The organism is Enterobacter cloacae complex sp. R_G8, from assembly GCF_024599795.1.
Classification (GTDB): Bacteria; Pseudomonadota; Gammaproteobacteria; order Enterobacterales; family Enterobacteriaceae; genus Enterobacter; species Enterobacter dissolvens.
Window position 1 is genome coordinate 419,483 of the sequence record NZ_CP102246.1, and the last position, 24,741, is coordinate 444,223.

17 protein-coding genes are annotated in these 24,741 nt (G+C 56.8%); 11 read left to right on the forward strand and 6 right to left on the reverse strand.

All coding sequences use genetic code 11. The features are described 5' to 3' along the window. Window positions 1-2 precede the first annotated feature (2 nt). The 6 genes from bcsB to NQ842_RS02035 all read left to right on the forward strand — a co-directional run bounded on the left by bcsB (window position 3) and on the right by NQ842_RS02035 (window position 12,292). The gene (gene bcsB / locus NQ842_RS02010; RefSeq protein ID WP_257256450.1) at window positions 3-2,426 is read left to right on the forward strand and encodes a cellulose biosynthesis cyclic di-GMP-binding regulatory protein BcsB; all 2,424 of its coding nucleotides are present in this window, start codon (window positions 3-5) and stop codon (window positions 2,424-2,426) included. Window positions 2,427-2,432: 6 nt separating this feature from the next. After that, a complete protein-coding gene (bcsZ, locus tag NQ842_RS02015; RefSeq protein WP_257256898.1) occupies window positions 2,433-3,536 on the forward strand; it encodes a cellulose synthase complex periplasmic endoglucanase BcsZ in 1,104 nt (367 codons plus the stop codon). Next, window positions 3,518-7,000, forward strand: a complete 3,483-nt coding sequence (gene bcsC, locus NQ842_RS02020; RefSeq protein WP_257256451.1) for a cellulose synthase complex outer membrane protein BcsC — start codon at window positions 3,518-3,520, stop codon at window positions 6,998-7,000. Before bcsZ ends, bcsC begins: the two co-directional genes overlap by 19 nt. Window positions 7,001-7,119: 119 nt before the next feature. Beyond that, on the forward strand, window positions 7,120-9,126 hold the full coding sequence (gene hmsP, locus NQ842_RS02025) for a biofilm formation regulator HmsP (RefSeq protein ID WP_014833671.1): 2,007 nt from the start codon (window positions 7,120-7,122) through the stop codon (window positions 9,124-9,126). A gap of 159 nt (window positions 9,127-9,285) precedes the next feature. Next, window positions 9,286-10,572, forward strand: a complete 1,287-nt coding sequence (locus NQ842_RS02030) for a dicarboxylate/amino acid:cation symporter (RefSeq protein ID WP_013099213.1) — start codon at window positions 9,286-9,288, stop codon at window positions 10,570-10,572. A 226-nt stretch (window positions 10,573-10,798) separates the two neighbouring features. Beyond that, window positions 10,799-12,292, forward strand: coding sequence for a pitrilysin family protein (locus tag NQ842_RS02035; protein ID WP_014833670.1), 1,494 nt, complete (start codon window positions 10,799-10,801; stop codon window positions 12,290-12,292). A gap of 63 nt (window positions 12,293-12,355) precedes the next feature. On the opposite strand, the gene NQ842_RS02040 is transcribed toward NQ842_RS02035, so the two are convergent. Further along, window positions 12,356-13,285: a sugar kinase gene (locus NQ842_RS02040; protein ID WP_014833669.1), complete on the reverse strand. Its 930-nt coding sequence runs from the start codon at window positions 13,283-13,285 to the stop codon at window positions 12,356-12,358. A 229-nt stretch (window positions 13,286-13,514) separates the two neighbouring features. Between NQ842_RS02040 and pdeH the strand changes: the two genes are divergently transcribed. After that, complete coding sequence (gene pdeH, locus NQ842_RS02045; protein ID WP_014833668.1) at window positions 13,515-14,288, forward strand: cyclic-guanylate-specific phosphodiesterase; 774 nt, start codon at window positions 13,515-13,517, stop codon at window positions 14,286-14,288. A 66-nt stretch (window positions 14,289-14,354) separates the two neighbouring features. Continuing rightward, window positions 14,355-16,397, forward strand: a complete 2,043-nt coding sequence (locus NQ842_RS02050; protein WP_257256452.1) for an AsmA family protein — start codon at window positions 14,355-14,357, stop codon at window positions 16,395-16,397. A 60-nt stretch (window positions 16,398-16,457) separates the two neighbouring features. Here NQ842_RS02050 and NQ842_RS02055 read toward each other — a convergent pair whose 3' ends face one another. The 3 genes from NQ842_RS02055 to NQ842_RS02065 all read right to left on the reverse strand — a co-directional run bounded on the left by NQ842_RS02055 (window position 16,458) and on the right by NQ842_RS02065 (window position 20,019). Then, on the reverse strand, window positions 16,458-17,780 hold the full coding sequence (locus NQ842_RS02055) for an MFS transporter (RefSeq protein ID WP_014833666.1): 1,323 nt from the start codon (window positions 17,778-17,780) through the stop codon (window positions 16,458-16,460). Window positions 17,781-18,043: 263 nt separating this feature from the next. After that, the gene (gene yhjD / locus NQ842_RS02060; protein WP_014833665.1) at window positions 18,044-19,069 is read right to left on the reverse strand and encodes an inner membrane protein YhjD; all 1,026 of its coding nucleotides are present in this window, start codon (window positions 19,067-19,069) and stop codon (window positions 18,044-18,046) included. A 50-nt stretch (window positions 19,070-19,119) separates the two neighbouring features. Continuing rightward, entirely contained in the window at window positions 19,120-20,019 is a 900-nt protein-coding gene (locus NQ842_RS02065; protein WP_014833664.1) for a LysR family transcriptional regulator, read from the reverse strand. A gap of 119 nt (window positions 20,020-20,138) precedes the next feature. Between NQ842_RS02065 and NQ842_RS02070 the strand changes: the two genes are divergently transcribed. Further along, window positions 20,139-20,897: an SDR family NAD(P)-dependent oxidoreductase gene (locus NQ842_RS02070; protein ID WP_257256453.1), complete on the forward strand. Its 759-nt coding sequence runs from the start codon at window positions 20,139-20,141 to the stop codon at window positions 20,895-20,897. 173 nt (window positions 20,898-21,070) lie between these two features. Then, complete coding sequence (locus tag NQ842_RS02075; protein WP_046889674.1) at window positions 21,071-21,673, forward strand: response regulator transcription factor; 603 nt, start codon at window positions 21,071-21,073, stop codon at window positions 21,671-21,673. Here the strand turns inward: NQ842_RS02075 and NQ842_RS02080 are convergent. Then, the gene (locus NQ842_RS02080) at window positions 21,652-21,978 is read right to left on the reverse strand and encodes a lysozyme (protein WP_125366478.1); all 327 of its coding nucleotides are present in this window, start codon (window positions 21,976-21,978) and stop codon (window positions 21,652-21,654) included. The genes NQ842_RS02075 and NQ842_RS02080 overlap by 22 nt on opposite strands. A 71-nt stretch (window positions 21,979-22,049) precedes the next feature. Further along, complete coding sequence (locus NQ842_RS02085) at window positions 22,050-22,589, reverse strand: GNAT family N-acetyltransferase (protein WP_046889672.1); 540 nt, start codon at window positions 22,587-22,589, stop codon at window positions 22,050-22,052. A gap of 148 nt (window positions 22,590-22,737) precedes the next feature. Here NQ842_RS02085 and NQ842_RS02090 point away from each other — a divergent pair, with 148 nt between their 5' ends. After that, window positions 22,738-24,327, forward strand: coding sequence for an STY4199 family HEPN domain-containing protein (locus tag NQ842_RS02090; protein ID WP_014833659.1), 1,590 nt, complete (start codon window positions 22,738-22,740; stop codon window positions 24,325-24,327). Window positions 24,328-24,741: the final 414 nt, after the last annotated feature.

Sequence of the window (24,741 nt, forward strand, 5' to 3'; positions counted from 1 at the left end):
CGATGAAAACAAAACTTTCCTGGTTATGTGCAGTGGCAATGGGGATGAGTACGCTCCCCGCAACAATGGCTAACGCAGCGCCTGATAACGTCGCGGCCACGCCAGCTCCTACGGTGCCTGTGGTTGCGCAAGCGACCGAACCGGTTGTCACGGCGGCGCCCGGGCAGACAGAAAACCTGGTGCCCAACCAGCCGACAGCGGGCAACACCTTGCCGGCAGATACGCAGGTTGTGGGGCAGGTGATGCCGGGCGTGCGGGGCGCTAACGCGCCGGTTGTCGCGGAGAATGCGCCGTCACGAGACGTGAAGCTCACCTTTGCGCAGATTGCGCCGCCTCCGGGCAGCATGGTGCTGCGCGGCGTTAACCCTGACGGCGGTATCGAGTTTGGCATGCGCAGCGATGAGGTTGTCTCTAACGCAGTGCTGAATCTCGAGTATACCCCGTCGCCATCGCTGTTGCCGACGCAGTCTCAGCTGAAGGTCTACCTCAATGATGAGCTGATGGACGTTCTGCCGGTCACCAAAGAGCAGTTGGGCAAGAAAACCCTGGCGCAGGTGCCGATCAACCCTCTGTTTATCACCGACTTTAACCGTATCCGTCTGGAATTTGTGGGCCACTACCGTGACGTCTGCGAAAACCCGGCCAGCAACACGCTGTGGATGGATATCGGGCGTAACTCATCGCTGCAGATGACCTACCAGTCTCTGGCGCTGAAAAACGATCTCTCAGCGTTCCCGGTGCCGTTCTTCGATCCGCGCGATAACCGTCCGCTCACCCTGCCGATGGTCTTTGCCTCCTCTCCGGATGTGACGGAACAACGCGCGGCGACCATTGTGGCCTCCTGGTTCGGCTCCCGTTCCGGCTGGCGCGGGCAGAACTTCCCGGTCATGTACGACAAAATCCCTGACAGAAATGCCATCATCTTCGCCACCAATGCGAAGCGTCCTGCATTCCTGCGCGAGCACCCGGACGTCAAAGCCCCGACCATTGAGATGATTAGCCACCCGGACAACCCGTATGTGAAGCTGCTGGTGGTCTTTGGCCGTGACGAAAAAGACCTGGTGCAGGCGGCAAAAGCGATTGCGCAGGGGAATATCCTGTTCCGCGGCAGCAGCGTGGTGGTCGATGAGGTCAAGCCGCTGCTGGCACGTAAACCGTATGACGCACCAAACTGGGTGCGTACCGACCGGGCAGTGACCTTCGGTGAGCTGAAAACCTACGAAGAGCAGCTGCAGGCGACGGGGCTTGAGCCATCGCCTATCAGCCTGTCGCTGAACCTGCCGCCGGACCTGTATCTGCTGCGGACCAACGGCATTGATATCAACCTGAACTACCGTTACACCGCGCCGTCAACCAAAGACAGCTCGCGCATGGATATCAGCCTGAACAACCAGTTCCTGCAATCCTTTAGCCTGACCAGCACCCAGGACACTAACCGGCTGATGCTCCGTCTGCCGGTATTGCAGGGGCTGCTGGATGGTAAGACCGATGTCTCTATCCCGGCGCTGAAGCTCGGGGCGATAAACCAGTTGCGCTTTAATTTCCAGTACATGAACCCACTGCCTGGCGGCTCGGTGGACAACTGCATCACCTTCCAGCAGGTGCAGAACCACGTCGTGATTGGCGATGAGTCGACCATCGACTTCTCGAAGTACTATCACTTCCTCGCGATGCCGGATCTGCGGGCATTTGCCAACGCGGGCTTCCCGTTCAGCCGCATGGCGGACCTGTCTGAATCCATTGTTGTGATGCCAAAAGCGCCAAACGAAGAGCAGGTGACCACCCTGCTGGACACCATGGCGACCGTGGGCGCGCAAACGGGCCTGCCGGCGATTAACGTCACGTTGACTGACGATGGTGCGCAAATCCAGAACAAAGATGCAGACATCATGGTGATCGGGACCATCCCGGATAAGCTCAAAGATGAGAAGCGTGTCGATCTGCTGGTTCAGGCTGCTCAGTCCTGGGTTAACACGCCGCTGCGTCAGACCCAGTTCCCGAGCATCATGCCGGATATCAACGATCGTAAAGCCAGCGCGCAAACGGCGGTAACGTCTCAGGGCGCGATGGCGGCCGTGGTCGGTTTCCAGTCACCGTACAACGATCAGCGTAGCGTCATTGCCCTGCTGGCAGACAGCCCGCGCGGCTATGAACTGCTCAACAGCGCGATGAACGACAGCGGTAAACGTGCCTCCATGTTCGGTTCTGTCTCGGTGATCCGTGAGTCGGGCGTCAACAGCCTGCGCGTGGGCGATGTGTACTATGTAGGCCATCTGCCATGGTTCGAACGTCTGTGGTATGCGCTCTCTAACCATCCGGTTCTGCTGGCTATCCTGGCCGCCGTCAGCGTGGTGTTGCTGGCCTGGGTGCTGTGGCGTCTGCTGCGAATCATCAGCCGTCGTCGCCTGAATCCGGATCATGAGTAAGATGTGATGAAAGCCTTTCGCTGGTGTGTAGTCGGATTGATGCTGGCGGTGACGCCTCTTCGTGCCGCCTGCACCTGGCCTGCCTGGGAGCAGTTTAAACAGGATTACATCAGCGAGGGCGGGCGGGTCATTGACCCCAGTGACACGCGTAAAATCACCACCTCGGAAGGGCAAAGTTACGCGCTGTTCTTTGCCCTGGCCGCGAATGACCGTAAAGCGTTCGACCAGGTGCTGGCATGGACGCGGGATAATCTTGCCGGTGGGCATCTCGACGACACGCTACCCGCCTGGCTATGGGGACAGAAAGACAAAGAGAACTGGGCGGTCATCGACACCAATTCCGCCTCGGATGCCGATGTCTGGATTGCCTGGTCACTGCTTGAAGCGGGCCGGTTATGGAAAGACGCCGACTACACCCGCACGGGTAAGGCGCTACTCAAACGCATTGCCCGCGAGGAAGTGGTGAAAGTACCCGGTCTCGGCCTGATGTTGCTCCCGGGTAAAGTGGGTTTTGCCGATGAAAACGTCTGGCGTTTTAACCCCAGCTATCTTCCGCCTCAGCTGGCGAGCTATTTCACGCGTTTTGGTGCCCCGTGGACTACCCTGCGTGAAACCAATCTGCGCTTGCTGCTGGAGAGTGCGCCAAAAGGCTTTTCGCCGGACTGGGTGCAATACCAGAAAAACAAAGGCTGGCGGTTAAAGCAGGATCCGCCGCTGGTGGGAGGATACGATGCTATCCGCGTCTATCTTTGGGTGGGGATGATGAGCGATAACGATCCCCAGAAAGCCCGGCTACTGGCACGTTTCCAGCCGATGGCCGCCACGACAATAAAACAGGGTGTTCCGCCGGAGAAAGTGGATGTGGCGAGCGGGAAACGCACGGGCAATGGCCCGGTCGGCTTCTCTGCTGCCATGCTGCCTTTTTTACAGCAGCGTGACGCGCAGGCCGTTCAGCGTCAGCGTGTGGCTGACCATTTTCCCGGTAACAATGCCTATTACAGTTATGTACTGACTCTCTTTGGACAAGGATGGGATCAGCATCGTTTTCGCTTCACCACAAAAGGTGAATTAATACCGGATTGGGGCCAGGAATGCGCAAGTTCACAGTAAATCTACTCAGTTTATCGCTTGGCCTGGCGCTGATGCCGCTGGCTCAGGCCGTCAACTCCCCGCAGCAGCAACAGCTGCTGGAACAGGTGCGCCTGGGGGAATCGACGCAGCGTGAGGATTTGGTGCGTCAGTCGCTCTATCGTCTTGAGCTGATTGACCCCAACAACCCTGACGTTATTGCCGCGCGTTTCCGCTACCTGCTTCGTCAGGGCGATAATGCCGGTGCGCAAAAAGAGCTGGATCGACTGAAAGGGATCGCACCCGGTTCCAGTGCGTATCAGTCCTCACGCAATACCATGCTGCTTTCCACGCCGGATGGCCGCCAGCAGTTACAGCAGGCCCGCTTACTCGCCACGACGGGTCACACCCAGGAGGCGATTGCCGCCTATGACAAGCTGTTCGACGGCAACCCGCCGGGCGGCGATGTGGCGACGGAATACTGGAATGTGGTGGCGAAAGATCCTGCCCGCCGCAATGCGGCCATTAATCAGCTGAAGAAGATTAACAGCAGCAGTCCTGGCAATACGCAACTGCAGTCGACGCTGGCCCAGCTGCTGTTCCAGACCGGACGCCGTGATGAAGGGTTTGCGGTGCTGCAGGAGATGGCCAAATCCAGCAATGGCCGCAGCCAGGCGTCGGATATGTGGTATGAGCAGATCAAAGACCAGCCGGTCAGCAGCGCCAGCGTCTCTGCGCTGCAAAAATACCTGAGCGTGTTCAGTGACGGCGAGAACGTAGCGGCAGCGCGTTCACAGCTTGAAGCGCAGCAGAAACAGCTCGCCGACCCCACCTTCCGTGCCAAAGCGCAAGGCCTGGCGGCGGTTAATGCCGGGCAGGGTGATAAGGCGGTGGCGGAGCTGCAAAAGGCGGTCAGCGCAAACCACGCTGACAGCGAAGCCGTTGGCGCGCTGGGTCAGGCTTATTCCCAGAAAGGTGACCGCGCTCGCGCGGTGGCACAGTTTGAAAAGGCGATCGCCCTCGATCCGCAGAGCGATAATCGCGGTAAATGGGACAGTTTGCTGAAGGTGAACCGCTACTGGCTGCTGATCCAGCAGGGGGATGCGGCGCTGAAAGCGAATAATCCGGCGCAGGCGGAACGCTACTATCAGCAGGCGCGCAATATCGACAATAGCGACAGTTATGCGGTGCTGGGGCTGGGTGATGCCGCAGCGGCGCGTAAAGATAACGAAGCGGCCGAGCGCTATTATCGCCAGGCGTTGCGTATGGACAGCGGTAACAGCAACGCGGTTCGCGGGCTGGCCAATATTTATCGTGCCCAGTCGCCAGAGAAAGCCTCGCAGTTTATCCAGTCGCTCTCCGCCAGCCAGCGTCGCAGCATCGATGATATTGAACGTAGCCTGACCAACGAACAGCTCTCCGCGCAGGCTGAGCAGCTGGAGAACCAGGGCAAATACGCTCAGGCCGCCGGGATTCAGCGCCGTCGTCTGGCGCTCTCTCCAGGCGACGTGTGGATCACCTATCGCCTGTCGCGCGATCTCTACAGAGCAGGCCAGCGCAGCCAGGCGGATACCCTGATGCGTCAGCTTGCCAGCCAGAAACCGACCGACCCGGACCAGGTGTATGCTAACGGGCTCTATCTTTCCGGAAACGATCAGGATCGCGCCGCGCTGGCCCATCTGGAGACGCTGCCGCGTAGCCAGTGGAACGGCAATATTCAGGAGCTCGCCGATCGTCTGCAAAGCAATCAGGTGCTTGAAACCGCCAACCGCCTGCGCGACAGCGGCAAAGAGCAGGAGGCGGAAAATCTTCTGCGTCAGCAACCTGCCTCCACCCGTATCGACTTAACCCTGGCGGACTGGGCGCAGCAGCGTGGCGATCTCAACGCGGCGAAAACGGCTTACAGCGGCGTGCTGCAGCGTGAGCCGCAAAACGAAGATGCGATCCTCGGTCTGACTGAAATCTACAGCGCGCAGGGCGACAAGGCCGCTGCACGCGCCGAGCTGGCGAAACTGCCTGCGGCGCAAAACGGCCAGCCGTTGTCGCTCAATATGCAGCGCCGCATCGCGATGGCGCAGGCGGGGTTGGGCGATTCCACTGCCGCAGAACAGACGTTCAACAGCATCATACCGCAGGCTAAATCGCAGCCTGCATCGATGGAAAACGCGCTGGTGCTGCGTGATGCGGCCCGTTTTCAGGCGCAAAACGGCCAGCCTCAGCAGGCGCTGGAGACCTATAAAGATGCGATGGTCTCCTCGGGTATCACCACCACCCGTCCAGCCGATAATGACAGCTTTACGCGCCTGACGCGTAACGATGAAAAAGATGACTGGCTGAAACGCGGCGTGCGTAGCGATGCCGGTGATTTATACCGCCAGCAGGATGTTAACGTCACGCTGCAGCACGATTACTGGGGCTCCAGCGGCACGGGCGGCTACTCCGATCTGAAAGCGCACACCACCATGCTGCAGGTGGATGCGCCGCTCTCTGATGGACGGATGTTCTTCCGCAGCGATCTGGTCAATATGGATGCCGGTTCGTTTGCCACCAACAACGGCACCTACGATCCCAAATGGGGTACCTGTGCCGAAACGCCGTGCCGCGGCAACACCAACCAGACGTCAAATGGCGCAAGCGTGGCCGTAGGCTGGCAGAATAAAACCTGGGCATGGGATATCGGCACCACGCCGATGGGCTTTGACGTCGTCGACGTGGTGGGCGGCGTCAGTTACAGCAGCGATCTCGGTCCTATCGGCTATACCGTTAACGCTCATCGTCGTCCGATCTCCAGCTCGCTGCTGGCCTTCGCCGGGCAAAAAGATACCAACACCGGCACCACCTGGGGCGGCGTGCGCGCCACCGGTGGTGGCGTGAGCATAAGCTATGACAAAGGTGAGGCGAACGGCATCTGGTCAAGCCTGAACGCGGAATCGCTGACGGGCAAAAATGTGGAAGATAACTGGCGCGTCCGCTGGATGACCGGTTACTACTACAAGCTCATTAATAAAAACAACGAGCGCCTGACGGTCGGCGTCTCCAATATGCTCTGGCACTACGACAAAGATCTGAGCGGCTATACCCTGGGTCAGGGGGGATATTACAGTCCGCAGGAGTATGTCTCCTTCGCGCTGCCGGTGACCTGGCGTAAACGCACGGAGAACTGGTCCTGGGAGCTGGGCGGGTCTGTATCCTGGTCTCACTCTAAAACCAACGATGTGCTGCGCTATCCGATTCAGGGACTTATCCCTGTCGATGAGCCAGGCCGCTATACCGACAGAGGCGATATGGAAACCGGCAGCAGTTCTTCCGGCACCGGTTATACCGCGCGGGCCATTATCGAGCGCCGGGTGACGTCCAACTGGTTTGTTGGGCTGGGTGTGGACATTCAGGAAGCGAAAGACTATACCCCAAGCCATGCGCTGCTTTATGTTCGCTACTCCGCCGCAGGCTGGCAGGGCGATATGGACTTACCGCCGCAGCCGCTTATTCCGTATGCGGACTGGTAATCGGATTTAACTTAATCCATTTGTAAGTCTCTCTTAAAAGTGCAGCGATCGGGTATACTCAGGCGCGCCAGGTTTACACCCTGGTGCGCCCTGCGCTTCGAGTTCTGTGGAGAGTCATTTTGCGTGTCAGCCGTTCCTTAACGATCAAACAGATGGCGATGGTTTCTGCCGTCACAATGCTGTTTGTACTGCTATTTTGCGTAATTTTGCTGTTTCATTCCGTGCAGCAGAATCGCTATAACACGGCTACACAATTAGAAAGTATTGCCCGCTCGGTGCGTGGCCCGCTCTCTGCTTCGATTCTGAAAGGCGATATTCCCGAAGCGGAAACCATTTTAAAACGCATTCAGCCTGCGGGCGTCGTCAGCCGCGCAGACGTGGTGCTGCCTAACCAGTTCCAGGCGCTGCGGATGAGTTTTATCCCTGAACGTCCCGTCCCGATGATGGTGATGCGTCTGTTTGAGCTGCCGGTACAAATTTCGCTCCCCATCTACTCGCTTGAACGCCCTGCGAATCCGCAGCCGCTGGCTTATCTTGTCCTGCAGGCGGACTCGTATCGCATGTATAAGTTCGTCATGAGCTGGTTTATCACGTTAGTGACCACTTGCTTACTTATGACGCTGATCCTCAGCGTGGCGCTGACCTGGTGCATTAACCGGCTGATTGTTCATCCACTGCGCCGTATCGCCCGGGAGCTAAACTCCCTTTCTCCCCAGGATCAGATGGGACATCAGCTTGAGCTACCGCGCCTTCATCATGACGATGAGATCGGCATGCTGGTGCGCAGCTACAACCTCAACCAGCAGCGCATTCAGCGTCAGCAGGATGAACTGAACAGTAGCGCCACCCGTTTCCCGGTGTCGGAGCTCCCCAATAAAGCGTTTCTGATGGCGATGCTGGAGCAGACCGTGGCCCGCCAGCAGACCACCGCGTTGATGGTCATCGCCTGTGAGACCCTGCAGGATACCGCTGGCGTTCTCAAGGAGAGCCAGCGTGAAATGCTGCTGCTGACGCTGGTGGAAAAGGTCAAATCTGTTCTTGCGCCGCGCATGGTGCTGACCCAGGTCAGCGGTTATGACCTGGTGGTGATTGCAAACGGCGTGAAAGAGCCGTGGCATGCCATCACACTAGGTCAGCAAGTACTCACTGTCATTAATGAGCGGCTGCCCATTCAGGGTATCCAGCTTCGCCCCAGCGCCAGTATTGGCATTGCGATGTTCTACGGCGATCTGACCGCAGAACAGCTTTATCGCCGCGCCTTCTCGGCGGCCTTTACCGCCCGCCGCAAAGGGAAAAACCAGATCCAGTTCTTCGACCCGGAACAGATGGAAAAGGCGCAGCAGCGTCTGACGGAAGAGAGCGACATCCTCACCGCGCTGGATAACCACCAGTTTGCCCTCTGGCTGCAGCCGCAGGTCAACTTGCTGACGGGTGAAGTGAAAAGCGCGGAAGCGTTGCTGCGTGTGCAACAGCCGGATGGCTCCTGGGAGCTACCGGAAGGGTTGATCGACCGCATCGAATCCTGCGGCCTGATGGTCACCGTCGGCTACTGGGTGCTTGAGGAGTCCTGCCGCCAGCTCGCCGCCTGGCAGGAGCGTGGCGTGAACCTGCCGCTGTCGGTCAATCTCTCTGCCCTGCAGCTGATGCATCCGACCATGGTCTCGGAGATGCTGGAGCTCATCAATCGCTACCGGATCCAGCCGGATACGCTGATTCTGGAAGTAACGGAAAGCCGCCGTATCGACGACCCGAATGAGGCGGTCGCGATACTGAAACCGCTGCGTAACGCCGGTATTCGCATTGCGCTGGATGATTTTGGGATGGGCTATGCCGGACTGCGTCAGCTCCAGCACATGAAAACGCTGCCGGTGGATGTTCTGAAAATCGACAAAGCGTTTGTGGAAGGGTTGCCGGAAGACAGCAGCATGGTGCAGGCCATTATCCAGATGGCGCGCAGCCTCAACCTGAATCTGATTGCCGAGGGCATCGAGACGGAAGCACAGCGCCGCTGGCTGGCTGACGCGGGTGTCGAGAAGGGCCAGGGCTTCCTGTTTGCCCGCGCCGTCCCGTCGGATGTCTTTGAACAGCGATACCTTTCAGGCGCTGGCAATAACGCAAAAGTGTAATTTTGTTGCTGGCTTGTGCGAGCCAGCTCAAAGTTCTTAACATTTGTGTTTCAAATTTGAACTGAGTTTATTTCTGTCCTGTTATGCGGGTGTTATTTTAGAGCCGCAGGTTAACCATAACCTTACAAAGCCTGTGGTTTTTCTTCCCAAGGACATTCTATGAAAACCTCACTCTTCAAAAGTCTTTACTTTCAGGTCCTGACAGCCATCGCAATCGGTATTTTACTGGGGCACTACTACCCTGAACTGGGCGCGCAGATGAAACCGCTTGGCGACGCGTTCGTTAAGCTCATTAAAATGGTTATCGCCCCGGTGATCTTCTGTACGGTAGTGACCGGTATCGCTGGCATGGAAAGCATGAAGGCGGTTGGGCGTACCGGTGCTGTGGCGCTTCTCTATTTCGAAGTGGTCAGTACCCTGGCTCTGATTATCGGTCTGATCATTGTTAACGTGGTGCAGCCTGGCGCAGGTATGAACGTCGACCCGTCGACGCTGGATGCCAAAGCGGTGGCGGTCTACGCCGAGCAGGCGAAAGATCAGGGCGTGGTCGCCTTCCTGCTGGATGTCATTCCCGGCAGCGTGATCGGGGCGTTTGCCAGCGGCAACATCCTGCAGGTGCTGCTGTTCGCCGTCATGTTTGGTTTTGCCCTGCATCGTCTGGGCAGCAAAGGCCAGCTGATCTTTAACGTCATTGAAAGCTTCTCGCAGGTCATCTTCGGCATCATCAACATGATCATGCGTCTGGCGCCGATTGGTGCCTTCGGGGCAATGGCGTTCACCATCGGGAAATACGGCGTCGGCACGCTGGTACAGCTCGGCCAGCTGATCATCTGCTTCTATATCACCTGTATTCTGTTTGTGGTGGTGGTGCTGGGTTCTATTGCCCGCGCGGCCGGTTTCAGCATCTTCAAATTTATCCGCTATATCCGCGAAGAGCTGCTGATTGTGCTGGGCACCTCCTCCTCTGAGTCGGCGCTGCCGCGTATGCTCGATAAGATGGAGAAGCTGGGCTGTCGTAAATCAGTGGTGGGGCTGGTGATCCCGACGGGTTACTCCTTTAACCTCGACGGCACCTCGATATACCTGACCATGGCGGCGGTGTTTATCGCGCAGGCGACCAACAGCCATATGGATATCTTCCATCAGATCACCCTGCTGGTGGTGCTGTTGCTCTCATCGAAAGGGGCGGCGGGCGTAACGGGCAGTGGCTTTATCGTGCTGGCGGCAACCATTTCCGCGGTAGGGCATCTGCCGGTGGCGGGTCTGGCGTTGATTCTCGGTATTGACCGCTTTATGTCTGAGGCGCGTGCGTTAACCAACCTGGTGGGTAACGGCGTGGCGACGGTTGTGGTGGCAAAATGGGTTAAAGAGCTGGATCACAAAAAGCTCGACGATACGCTGAATAATCGCTCTTCTGATAGTAAAAACCCGGGTTTATCCTCCTGATTTTCCGCTAAATACCCGCATTCCCTTGTCGGAATGCGGGCTCCTGCGCATAATAACTGTTCGTACCTGTCATAATTCGACAAGATTTTTTTTGGGTATATTGCACTTCTCACCGTGACGTTTTGCCGAACGCGCGGTCTAATCGACGTGTTTTCATCGTCATCTTTTAGAGTGAAGCGCGTCGCGAGACACTCTTTTTAACCAGGAATGTTGATCAGGGGTTCACATGCAGGGCACAAAAATTCGACTCTTAACCGGCGGTTTGCTGATGATGGCAGCAGCCAGTTATGTGCAGGCAGATGCGCTCCAGCCAGACCCGGCCTGGCAACAAGGGACCCTGGCGAATGGTTTTCAGTGGCAGGTGTTAGCCACACCGCAGCGTCCCAGCGATCGTATTGAAATCCGTCTGTCTGTGAATACCGGCTCCCTCACTGAAAGCACCCAGCAGACCGGCTTTAGCCATTTTATTCCCCGACTGGCGCTCACCCAGAGCGGCAGTTTACAGGCTGTTCAGGTGCGTTCGCTCTGGCAGCAGGGCATCGACCCGAAGCGTCCATTGCCGCCGGCCGTTGTGTCGTATGACTACACCATGTTTAACCTGAGCCTGCCGAATAACCGCAACGATCTGCTTAAAGAAGCGCTTACGTATCTCTCCGATGCCACCGGCAATCTGGCGATTACGCCGGAAACCGTCAATTATGCGTTGCGCAACAGCGATATGGTCGCGACCTGGCCGACAGACACCAAAGAGGGCTGGTGGCGCTATCGCCTGAAAGGCTCAGCGCTGCTTGGACACGATCCGGCAGAGCCACTGAAACAGCCGGTGGATGCTGAGCAGGTAAAATCGTTCTATCAGAAATGGTACACCCCGGACGCGATGACGTTGATCGTGGTCGGGAATGTGGACAGCCGCGCGGTGGTAGAGCAGATTAACAAAGCCTTTGGCGAGCTGAAAGGCAAGCGTGAAACGCCAGCCCCCGTCCCGACGCTCTCTCCGCTGCGTACCGAGCCTGTCAGCATCACCACTGACGCCGTGCGTCAGGATCGACTCTCCATGATGTGGGACACCGCCTGGCAGCCTATCCGTGAATCCGCCGCGCTGTTGCGCTACTGGCGTGCCGATCTGACGCGTGAAGCGCTGTTCTGGCACGTTCAGCAGACCCTCAGTAAGAACGGTGTGAAGAATATTGCTCTGGGCTTTGACTGCCGTGTGCTGTTCCAGCGCGCGCAGTGCGCCATTAATATCGAATCGCCCGGCGATAAGCTGAATGCCAATCTGGGCGTGGTGGCAAAAGAGCTGGCAAAAGTGCGCAAAGAGGGGCTGTCAGAAGATGAGTTCAACGCGCTGGTGGCGCAGAAAAAACTCGAACTGCAGAAGCTGTTTGCCACGTATGCCCGCGCCGATACTGACATCCTGATCAGCCAGCGTATTCGCTCGTTGCAGAATCAGGTGGTGGACATCGCGCCGGAGCAGTACCAGAAGCTCCGTCAGGACTTCCTGAATGGGCTGACCGTCGATATGTTAAATCAGGATTTACGTCAGCAGCTGTCGCAGGATATGGGATTAGTCCTTCTGCAGCCGAAAGGCGAGCCGGAATACAACATGAAGGAGCTGCAGGCGACATGGGATTCAATCATGACCGCCGCGCCGCAACCAACCCAGGCGGCAACGTCTGATGATCTGCATCAGGACGCGACGGATATTCCGCAGGGGCAGTAATCCTAAAAAATTCCCTCTCCCGGTGGGAGAGGGTCAGGGTGAGGGCATCAGCCCGCACCCTGTTTAAGCAGGCATCGCCTCACGCGGAATAATCGCCCCGCGATACTGGATCACCGTACTGGCTGTCAGGTGTCCGCGCTGTGCTGCCGCTTCAGGCGTTCCGCCCGTCAGACGCACTGCCAGATACCCCGCGCTGAAGGAATCCCCCGCTGCTGTAGTATCTACCACTTTGTCCTTCGCCAGTTTCACCGCCGGGACGTCAATCACCGCGTCACCTGCCACCGCCACCAGGCACGACGCCGCACCACGCTTAATCACCACTTCGCTCACGCCAGCGGCCTGGGTGCGCGCAATGACCTCATCAACGGGCTTCTCGCCCCACAGGGCATCTTCGTCGTCGAGCGTCAGGAACGCGATATCGGTGCACTGCAGCATCTGCTGATAAACCTGCTGCGTCTCTTCCCGGCTGGCCCACAGGCGCGGACGGTAGTTGTTATCAAAAATGACCTTCCCGCCATTGGCGCGGCATTCGCGCAGCAGCGACAGCAGCTTTTCACGGCTGGTCGGGCTTAAAATGGCCAGGCTAATCCCGCTCAGATAGAGATAATCAAACGTCGCCAGCGTTTCGCAAATGGCGTCTGCGCCGTCGCTCTCCAGCCAGTATTTGGCCGCGGCTTCGTTACGCCAGTAGTAGAAGGTGCGCTCGCCGGTGTCATCGGTCTCGATGTAATACAAACCCGGCAGGCGGTTTTCCATGCGCTGAATCAGCGAGGTATCAATGTGTTCGCTCTGCCAGGCATCCAGCATTTGCTGGCTGAAACTGTCCGTACCCAGCGCGGTCACGTAGTTCACGGTGAGCGCCCCAGGCGGCACCTGGCGGGCAATATAAACGGAGGTGTTTAGGGTATCGCCACCAAAACCGCGGCTAACGTCCGCGCCTTTTTGTGACAGCTCAATCATGCATTCGCCAATGACGGCAATTTTTTTGGACATAATCATGAACCTGAACAGAGTAATTAAAGGTAGTGTGCGCTGTGTGAATTATGCGGTCAACTATATTAAAACGACGTTCCATTATTTTTTTTGAGCCAGCGCGGGTTCCAGTTAATTTCTGTCATCTTAATTTCATTTTCCCGGTGAATTGAACATAAAGTTCTCAATTGTTGCGCCGATAACCCAGTGACGAGTCCAGAAAGGCCATCCCAACAACAGGACATCTGAAATGAAGTCAGAGCAGGTTATCCAGCGGCTGAGCACTACGCCTGAGGCAAGTATTGAGAACTTGCAGGAGCATCGCTACTGGCTGCAATGTGAGCGTGCGTACACCTATCAGCCAATCTATCGTACCGACGGTCGACTGATGGCGATTGAAATTTTGACGGTCGTTACGCACCCCTCAAACCCTTCACAGCGTATCGCGCCGGACCGCTATTTCGCCGAAGTTGCCGTTCGCCAGCGTCTGGACGTGCTGGAAGAGCAGTTGCGTATGCTGGCAACGAAACAGGCCTTTTTCGAACAGCACGATATTCTGGCCTCGGTCAACGTGGATGGCCCAACCCTGCTGGCGCTGCGCCAGAATGCGAACCTGCAGGAGCTTATCGCCACCCTGCCGTGGATGCGCTTTGAACTGGTGGAGCATGTCCGCCTGCCGCAGGAATCTTCTTTTGCCTCGATGTGTGAATTTGGCCCCCTGTGGCTGGATGACTTTGGCACCGGCATGGCGAACTTCTCCGCCCTCAGCGAGGTGCGATACGACTACATCAAAGTGGCCCGCGATCTGTTCATTATGCTGCGCCAGACCCCGGAAGGGCGGAATCTGTTTACGCTGTTATTGCAGCTGATGAACCGCTACTGCAAAGGGGTCATTGTGGAAGGTGTGGAAACGCTGGAAGAGTGGCGCGATGTGCAAAACTCACCTGCTGCCGCCGCGCAAGGCTATTACCTCTCGCGTCCGGTTCCCATGGATACCCTCGACACCGTGATAACACACCTCTGAACCGCCCGTTTCCCTTTGTCTGGACTATAGTTTTACAGGACAGGTCATCAGGAAAAGGGGATCAAAATGACTAAAACAACCAGGGTAATCTCCTGGATAGCAGGGATTTTCTTGTTGTTGATCGTGGTCGCTATCATCGTTATTGCGACATTCGACTGGAACCGCCTTAAGCCGACCATCAACCAGAAAGTCTCAACCGAACTGAACCGCCCCTTCGCGATACGCGGTGATTTAGGCGTGGTGTGGGAACGTCAGAAGGAGGAGACCGGCTGGCGAAGCTGGATCCCGTGGCCGCACGTTCACGCCGACGACATCATTCTGGGTAACCCGCCGGATATTCCTGCCGTCACCATGGTGCATCTCCCGCGGGTTGAAGCCACACTGGCGCCGTTAGCGCTGCTTACGAAAACGGTCTATCTGCCGTGGATCAAGCTTCAGCAGCCCGATGCTCGCCTGATCCGCCTCTCGGAAAAAAACAACAACTGGACGTTTAACCTCGCCAGCAGCGGCGAAAAAGATCCCAACGCCCAGCCCTCTTCGTGGTCATTCCGTCTCGATAACATTCTTTTCGATCGCGGGCGGATCGCCATCGACGATAAAGTTAGCAAGGCTGATGTGGAGATCCTGGTCGATCCGCTGGGCAAACCGCTGCCGTTTAGCGAAGTGACCGGCACTAAAGCGAAAGGGGATAACGCCAGCGCGGGCGATTACGTTTTTGGCCTGCGGGCTAGCGGACGCTACAACGGACAACCGTTAACCGGCACCGGTAAAATTGGCGGCATGCTGGCGCTGCGAAGCGCAGGCACCCCGTTCCCGGTGCAGGCGGACTTCCGCTCCGGCAACACGCGAGTCGCCTTTACCGGTACGGTCAACGACCCCATGAATATGGGCGGGGTTGATTTGCAGCTCAAGTTTACCGGAGATTCGCTGGGCGAACTGTATGAACTCACCGGCGTGCTGCTGCCGGATACGCCGCCGTTTGAGACGGACGGGCATCTGGTGGCCAAAATCGATACGGAAAAATCGTCTGTCTTTGACTATCGGGATTTCAACGGCCGTATCGGCGACAGCGATATCCACGGTACGCTGACCTACACCACCGGCAAACCGCGCCCGAAACTGGAAGGGGATGTGGAGTCCCGCCAGCTCAGGCTTGCCGATCTGGGCCCCCTGATCGGCGTTGATTCCGGCAAAGGCACGAAGTCGAAAGAGGTGAAAAAAGACCTTCAGCCCGCAGGGAAAGTGCTGCCCTACGATCGCTTTGAAACCGACAAGTGGGATGTAATGGATGCGGATGTGCGCTTCAAGGGGCGTAAAATCGAGCATGGCAGCACGCTACCCATCAGCAATCTCTCAACCCATATTCTGCTTAAAAATGCCGACCTGCGTCTGCAGCCGCTGAAATTTGGTATGGCGGGCGGAACCATCTCCTCGAACATTCATCTGGAAGGCGATAAAAAGCCGATGCAGGGCCGGGCTGATATTCAGGCACGCAGGCTCAAACTGAAAGAGCTGATGCCCAACGTGGAGCTGATGCAGAAAACCCTCGGTGAAATGAACGGCGACGCGGACATTCGCGGGGTGGGGAACTCCGTGGCGGCGCTGCTCGGGAGCAGTAACGGCAACCTCAAGCTGCTGATGAACGACGGGCTGGTGAGCCGTAACCTGATGGAGATCCTGGGACTGAACGTCGGGAACTACATCATCGGGCAGATCTTTGGTGATGATGAGGTGCGGGTGAACTGCGCGGCGGCGAATCTGGATCTGGTCAACGGCGTGGCGCGGCCGCAGATTTTTGCCTTCGACACGGAAAATGCGGTGATCAACGTGACCGGGACCGCCAGCATGGCCTCTGAGCAGCTTGATTTAACCATCGACCCGGAAAGCAAGGGGATCCGTATCATCACCCTGCGTTCGCCACTTTATGTGCGTGGCACCTTCAAAAATCCTCAGGCGGGGGTAAAACCCGGGCCGCTGATTGCGCGCGGTGCGGTGGCGGCAGCGCTCGCGACGCTGGTCACGCCAGCTGCGGCGCTGCTGGCGCTGATTTCGCCATCAGAAGGGGAAGCCAATCAGTGCCGGAACATTTTGTCGCAGATGAAGAAGTAGCTCCCTTTCTCCCTCTCCCTGTGGGAGAGGGCCGGGGTGAGGGCATCAGGCTGCAGTAAATTACAGAGCCTGATGCTTAGTCTCGTGCGTCAGCAGCAGCGCAATCAGCGTCAGTGCCGCCATGGCTGCCAGATACACGCCCACGTAGAACAGGCCATAATTTGCCTGCAGCCAGGTGGCGATGTATGGCGCAACGGAGGCACCCAGAATAGACGAGACGTTATAGGAGAACGACGCGCCGGTATAACGCACTTCCGTCGGGAACAGCTCTGGCAGCAGCGCGCCCATCGGACCGAAGGTTAACCCCATCAGGCTCAGGCCAATCAGCAGATACGCCATCACCAGCGCCGGGCTACCCGAACCGAGCAGCGGCGGGAAGACAAACAGGGCGAACAGAATGATAAGCGTCGTGATGGTAATCATGCTGGAGCGACGGCCAAATTTATCCGCCAGCAGGCCAGCAATCGGCACCATGACGCCAAACCCAATCACCGCCATCATCAGCATCCACAGCACTTCATTACGCGGCAGGCCCAGCCCAACCGGCGCGGCAGCGGTGCTGTACGTCATGGAGTAGACGGTCATGATATAGAACAGCGTATAGGTGGCCAGCATGATAAACGTGCCCAGCACGGTCACGCGGACATGTTTGGTCAGCAGCGTGCCCAGCGGCACTTTTACCTGTTTTTTCGCCGCCGCCACTTTCGCGAACACCGGGGTTTCGTGCAGAGAAACGCGAACATACAGGCCAATCAGCACCAGTACGGCAGAGAAGACGAACGGAATACGCCAGCCCCAGCTCATGAACTGTTCATCCGTCAGCAGCCAGGAGAGCAGCAGGAAGGTGCCGTTCGCAAAGAAGAAGCCAATCGGTGCGCCAAGCTGCGGGAAGGAACCATACAGCGCACGCTTACGCGCCGGTGCGTTCTCGGTCGCCAGCAGCGCCGCGCCGCCCCATTCGCCGCCCAGACCCAGACCCTGGCCAAAACGTGCCAGCGCCAGCAGCACCGGTGCCAGAATGCCAATGCTCTCGTAGGTAGGCAGCAGGCCGATGGCGACGGTGGAAATGCCCATCGTCAGCAACGAAGCCACCAGCGTCACTTTACGCCCGATGCGATCGCCAAAATGACCAAACAGCGCCGAGCCAATCGGACGCGCGACGAAGGCGATAGCAAAGGTTGCCAGAGACTGCAGTGTGGCCGCCGTCGGGTCGCCCTGCGGGAAGAAGATATGCGGGAAGACAATAACCGCTGCGGTGGCGTAAATGTAAAAGTCGAAGAACTCGATGGCGGTGCCAATCAGCGAGGCGACGACGACTTTATTGCGTGAATTGACCGGAACGTTTTCGCTCCCGGAATCGAGTGTTGTGGCGGTTGCTTGCATAATATTTTCTTATTTTTTGTCGAACGAAAGGCCATATTACGCACAGCAAAAGCGACATTTCAATCTGTAACAAAACGGCGAACCGGTGATAAAAGCAACAAAAAGCGGATAATGTTCAGCCCAGCCAAAACACTTCTATGAAATGCTTCACAGATTTTAAATATTAGTGGATAAAACTGGTTTTCAGTTAAATAAAAGTTACGGACTGGATATATATGCTGAAATGATGAATCGGGCTGAAACTTTCAGCCCGAAAGGGGGGGTTAACGGTGTGTTTTCCCCGGCATGCGCGTGTCGCCTTTGTATTCGGCTGTGGCGATCCACGCCGCACAGAACAGGGTCAGGCGGGCGAAGAAGTAGAAGAACGCCATCAGCCCCAGAACCGAGCCAAACGCGGCGCCAGAAGGGGATTTCACCAGCGACGGCAGGGTATAAGTCATCACGATCTTAATCACCTCAAAGCCTATCGCCGCGAGCAGTGTTCCGCGGATCAGCGCTTTTTTGCGCGGGCGATGACGCGGCAAGCGCCAGAAGATCCAGAAGAACAGCAGGTAGTTGGCGAAAATGGAGATCGCCAGCCCGATGCCGCGCCACGCAGGCTTGAGCCAGTCGATGTAATCAAGATAGAGCGCGGAGATAATCATCTGCTGCGCGGAACCGGCGACCGAGGTGATGGAGAGCGTGACGACCAGCGCCACCAGCAGACCAATCAGCGAAACAAAATCGCGGAAATACTTAACCCAGATTTTCTCCTGATCCTGAGGCTTACGCTCCCACACCTCGCGCGACTGGGCGCGAATGGCCTCGCGCAGGTTACCCATCCAGTTTACGCCGGAATAGAGCGCAATCAGCAAACCGACAATACCCACCGTGGTGCGCTGCTGCACGGCAGTATTGATGGTGCTTTTTAGCGTGGTGGCGAGGGTCGGGTCACTGACGTTATTCAGTATCTTATTGAAAATATCCTGCAGCAGCGTCGGGTGAGACGCGAGCACAAAACCGGCTGCCGCGAACGAGACCATCAGGATCGGGATCATCGACAAAAAGGAAAAATAGGTAATCGCTGCACCAAACTGATTCCCCATTCGGTCGTTGAAACGTTCCGCGGCGCGTATCAGGTGCGCAATCACGGGGATCTGCTGAATTTTCTCCGCCAGCGTGGTGACCGTCCCCAGCGCTTTGCTGGCTTTGCCGGGTGTGCCGGGCTCTTCGGGCCCGGTCTCCATCTTCTTGATGGGATCATAATCTAATTGTTGAGTGGGTCGTTGCGGGTTATTTTCCGGCGTCACGCGTTTTTTCCTTTTCGTTTGGCTGGATGTCATTGAATTATAGCTTGCGACTAATCCACGTAAGCTTTTGTGATTTCCGTAAGCCACTCCATAAACAGGTGTACCCGGCGGGAGAGGTTACGGCGGTGGGGGTAGATCAGGGAAACCGGCATGGGTTCAGCCCGGTACTGCGGCAGCACTTCAATCAGCTTTTTCGTGCGCAGAGAATCACGTACGCCTACGCGGGGGACCTGAATAATACCCAGCCCGGCGATACAGGCGGCATGGTAGGTCTCTGTACTGTTGACCGTCAAGACCCCGCCCGTTTTAACCCACTGGGTCGCGCTGCCGTTATAAAACTCAAAGCCCTGCGGGCGCGAACCCAGCATCGCGGCGTAGTGGATCACCGCGTGTGAGGCCAGGTCGTCGAGCGTTTCCGGATAACCAAACCGCGTCAGATAATCCGGACTGGCACAGTTAATCACCGAAAGCTTGCCCAGCGGACGGGCGATAAGCCCTGAATCCTTCAACGTGCCGACGCGCACCACGCAGTCAAACCCTTCGCGGATCACATCCACCAGACGATCGCTGCTGCTGAGCTCCAGCTCAATACCCGGATACTGCTGCAGAAACGCAGGCAGTTTTGGGATGACTAAATTTCGTGCAACGCCCACCGGCATATCGACGCGTAGCCGCCCGCTGATGCTGGAGGGATCGTGCTGGAACATACCGTCCAGTTCATCGAGGTTCGACAGCAGATCTTTTGCCCGTTCGTAATAGACCATGCCGTCCTGGGTGAGGCTGACGCGGCGCGTGGTGCGGTGCAACAGCTGGGTGCCCAGCCGGTTTTCCAGCGCCTGAATCTGGCGCGAAACGCTGCCTCTCGGCAGGGTCAGCGTCTCCGCTGCCCGGGAAAAACTCTCCAGTTCCGCGACACGAACAAACAGCTGCATTGCGTGAATTTTATCCATCGGTATCGCTCATTGTTGTTGATAATGAAACAGTGAAGCGCGCTAGCCTGTCTTTATTGATTTTCTATCAGCTAATAAGCTCTTTCTCAATCTTCCTGATAACCGAAATGAGGTTTCTTATGACTGAACGTATCGCATTAGTGACCGGTGGCAGCCGTGGTCTGGGTAAAAACGCGGCTCTGAAGCTGGCAGCAGCGGGAACAGGAATCATCCTAACTTATCATCACAATCAGCAGGACGCGCTGGATGTGGTGCGTGAAATTCAGGAAAAAGGCGTTAACGCGGCAGCATTACAGCTCAACGTCGGTGATATCACAGGTTTTGAGCGTTTTGCCCAACAGCTGCAGGAAACCCTGAGAACCGTCTGGCAGCGTGATACCTTTGATTATTTATTGAACAATGCCGGAACGGGTTTATACGCCCCCTATACCGGGACGACAGAAGCGCAGTTCGATGAGGTAATGAATGTTCATTTCAAAGGGCCATTTTTCCTGACCCAGCGCCTGCTGCCTTTGCTGAATGATGGTGGACGGATCCTCAACGTCTCCAGCGGACTGGCCCGTTTTACCCAGCCAGGCTCCGCGACCTACGCGGCAATGAAGGGGGCGATGGAAGTGCTGACCCGCTATCAGGCCAAAGAGCTGGGCGCGCGCGGGATCTCCGTCAATATCATCGCGCCGGGGGCAATTGAAACCGATTTTGGCGGCGGACATGTACGCGATGACGCGCAGCTAAATCAGATGCTGGCGTCGCAAACGGCGCTGGGACGGGTTGGCCTGCCGGATGATATTGGTGATGCCATCGCGGCGCTGCTCAGCGATAAACTGGGCTGGATGAATGCGCAACGTATTGAAGTATCTGGTGGGATGTTCCTGTAATGCATCTTCCTGAGGGGACGGAACCCCTTGAGGAAATCCTTAAGCAGAGTGTGTCCGGATACGGGCAGATATAAACATCGGCGGTGAATTTGTAACGTCTCCATTCATTGAGTTTTTTCTCAAATAACGCCTCTATACAATCCCCCCTCGCGATTCTCAGAGGGAGAAAAACGATGCGAGTAATCATGTTTGACAGGCAGTCGATATTTATTCATGGAGCGATAAACAGTCTGCGGAAGGTAATGCCGGAAATAAATATGACAGGGACCCGTCAGGCAGATGAATTACGGGCGCAGTTGTCCGCATCACCGTCCGCTATCGTCATGATTGACGGAGAGTTAATTCATCACGAGGGCATCACATTTCTGGAAGACATTATCACGCGTTTCCCTGCGATACGTGTGGTGATGGTACTGGCGAAAAAAGAGCCCCGGTGGGCGAAACAGCTGTTGCAGTGCAACGTAATGGCAATTGTTCCCCGCAACGCGTCTGCGGAGCGGTTTTGCGCGGTGCTGGATTCGGTCTCCAGAGGGATGGTCTGTTTTCCCGGCGAGTGGCTGACGCAGCAGGCGTCTCACCAGGCGTTGTTATCCTTAAGTGAGCGCCAGCGTGAAGTGCTGAAGTTACTCGCCGCCGGGGAGTCGAATAAAGAAATTGGCCGCACGCTCAATATCAGTGCGGCAACGGTGAAGGCCCATCTGGAGTTGCTCTTCCGGCGGCTGGATGTAAAAAATCGCACGCAGGCCGCGATGTGCTATACCCGGCTCACCGCCTGAGCGATGGCATTTATCGGGCAAGGTGTGTGACTAAAACTGAACATCAACAACACCAGCGCATCATGCTGGTGTTGTGTTAATGGCTGAGTAATATTTTCCTGAATTAACATCTCATAAATCTGAATATCGTTATCTAACAAGCGCTCTGCTTCAGCAACGGTAATAAGGCGTTGGAATTTCTCCCATTGCTGAATGACATGACCATATCCAATGACCCCTGTACCGCGCTCGTCACGATATTTTTCCAGGGACAGTCCTTGCTGTTTTTTAATTAATTCAACGGCAGCAGAAGATAGCTTTAACATGGTATTTTCCTCTTTCAGACATCACTGTAGAGGAAATGCGCCACGAGACATATCCGCCAAATGGCCGTTGCTCAACCGTTATTTTCCAGATAGTCGCGCTGCAATAAACCAAACAGCCAGTCATTATGCCAGTGGCCGCCAAGGTAATAGCTCTCACGCAGCTCACCCTCCAGCCGGAAGCGGGCTTTTTCCAGCAGACGCCGGGAGGCGATATTCCCGGCCGTGACGGTGGCGGTGAGACGACGGATCCCCCCCTGGTGGAAGGCATAATCACAGAGTGCCTGCAGGGATTCATAGCCGTAACCTTTCCCCTGAGCCGCGGGGGCGAAAAGGAAACCGACTTCGGCGCAATCCGCTTCGTGGTGTTGGTAGCCGGTCACCCCCAGCGGAGTCTGGCTGGCGTTATCGCGAACCACGAGGCAGAGCCAGTGCGCGCTGCCGGGCGTCCACGGCGTCAGCCGGGAATCAAAGGCGTCACGAATGTCCGCCACAGTGCGATCCTGCGCGACAAAGCGCATCACATCCGGGTCTTGCTGTAGCGCCAGGAAAAAGGGCCAGTCATCTTCCTGTAACGGTGAGCAGGTAAGACGCGATGTTGTTAACTGAGGCATTCAGATTCTCCTGAAACAATGTCAATGATTTTGGTGCTGTCACTTTATTTCAACAGAAAGTCAGGTATGGTTAACCTCGTATAAATAAAAAGAAAAACGGCCGTTCCGGGCCCCTTTTGGATGTCTTCGTGGTCTTTTAAGGAAAACAATGACGCTCAGCACATCACACCATATCCGCGAACAGTTTGAACACTGTCTGGCGGTCATTCGTCAGGCCTCAGTGGAAATATTGCTTCTCCTGAATGTACATGTTTCTGAGGGAAAAGATCCACGCTGGTTCCTGGAGCAGCTGGACAGCGCGCGTTTAGGCCTGGGCGGGTGGGGCGCCGTGGCGAAGAAGCTCAACCTGAACGATGCTGAGATGTCGGAATTTACCCTGCAACTGCGCCTGCTGCAGCAGCGCGTTCCTCAGTACGAAAGCGGGCAGGATGTCAGTGAAAATCAGCTCATTGCGGCGATGCGGTTTGTCACCGCGCTGGAGCATCTTCGTCTGCAACAACCTCTCCTGACATACAGTACCGAACTGGCGCCCGGCAGTGAGCTTCAACAGCAGCAGGCACACAAGCAGGTGCGTGCGATTGAGCTGATGATTAAAGGGCTTATTCAGCAGGCATGGCCCGATCAGGTGCGGCTGAATAACCATCTTAAGACCCTGTTTAACGCGGACCGCGTGCGGCGCTGGCTGAAGCTGGGTGACATCAACGACGTGCTGAGCGGAATGATGTTCAGCGAGCTGGCCCAGATGCTGGTGGATAAAAAAGAGTACAGCCGCTATTACGCGTCGCTGTTCAGCGATGCGTCCATGCTGACGCTGCTGGTAGAACCGCGCAAAACGCTGCAAACCTTCCTTGATGATATCCGCCAAATCCGCAACAACCTTACCGTCCAGAAAGCATTAACCTCGGCGCAAATCCAGCTGCTGGATAACTACTACACCCAGATCACTCGTCCCGTTCAGCGTGCGTTTGAAGAGGGGCGCACTCGCGTCAACCCGGCCGGGTTAATGGCGGTGGATGCCAGCGAGCTGCATGCTTTCTGGGAGAAAGCGCAGAAAATGGATCGGGTCACCGGCGGGGATCTGTTTGAAGTGCGTGACACGATTGAAAAACCGACCCAGCGCGCGCCGCGCACGCCTGAACAACGCGAGCAGCTCATCTCCGGCGTGTTATGGGGCGCAGTGGGCGTGATGGTCATCGCGATTGTCGCGGGAGGATTCTGGCTGGTGACCAGCAGCTCGCCAGCAGAGACAGCGGTGGCCGCCACCGAAACGCCTGCGCCGCAGGAGATGCGGGAAACGCCCTCCTCGCGGGAGACGCTGACGCGCATGGGCATCACCTGGGACGAGAATAATTTCCGCTCGGCCATCAACCGCAACGACACCCGTATCGCGCAGCTCTTTTTACAGGGCGGAATGGACTGGAAGCTCTCATGGACCGAAGAGGCGATGTCATCCAACCATGACGACGTGCTGGAGCTGATGTTGCGCTACCGGCAAAACATGGTGGAAGAGAAGCCGTGCCGGCGGTTTATTAATACGCTCACCCACGCCATGGCGAATGGCGAATCGCTGACCGCCGTACGTAAACAGTACCTGAAAGCCTTTTGCACCGTCCCTGCCGTGGTAAAACGCCAGCAGCACGATTTGGATATGGCGACGCGCCGCGCCGAGTCACAGCCGAATGCCAGCACGAAAAAATGGCAGGCTATTCAGTCTGCCATTTATGAGGTGATCCGCTGATCGTATCTCCCTCTTCATGTGGGTTGAGGGCTCCCCGGTAATTCATAAACAGAAGCAATAACGTTGCTCTCAGAATGACTGAGGGCGTTCAGCGATGCCCTGGTCCGGCTGTAAATCGCTGAGGCGTTTCCTGCAGGCCGGGGCGAGGCGCATGGATGCGCCGAGAGGGCGGCCTTACAGGGACGTTACATCCGCCCGTCCCCGATAAGCCGGAAGGAATAAGCCGAGGGCACCGCGAAGCGGCGATTTACCGCCGGGAGCCCGGGTCGCCAGGGCGGTGGCGATTGAGCCGCCCTGGCACGTTCACGGGTCATGTTGTTACAGAGTAGCAAGGAACATAAAGTGAACGGAATGACCTCCACAGCCGTATGTTCCCCCTCACCCCAGCCCTCTCCCTCAAGGGAGAGGGGGCCG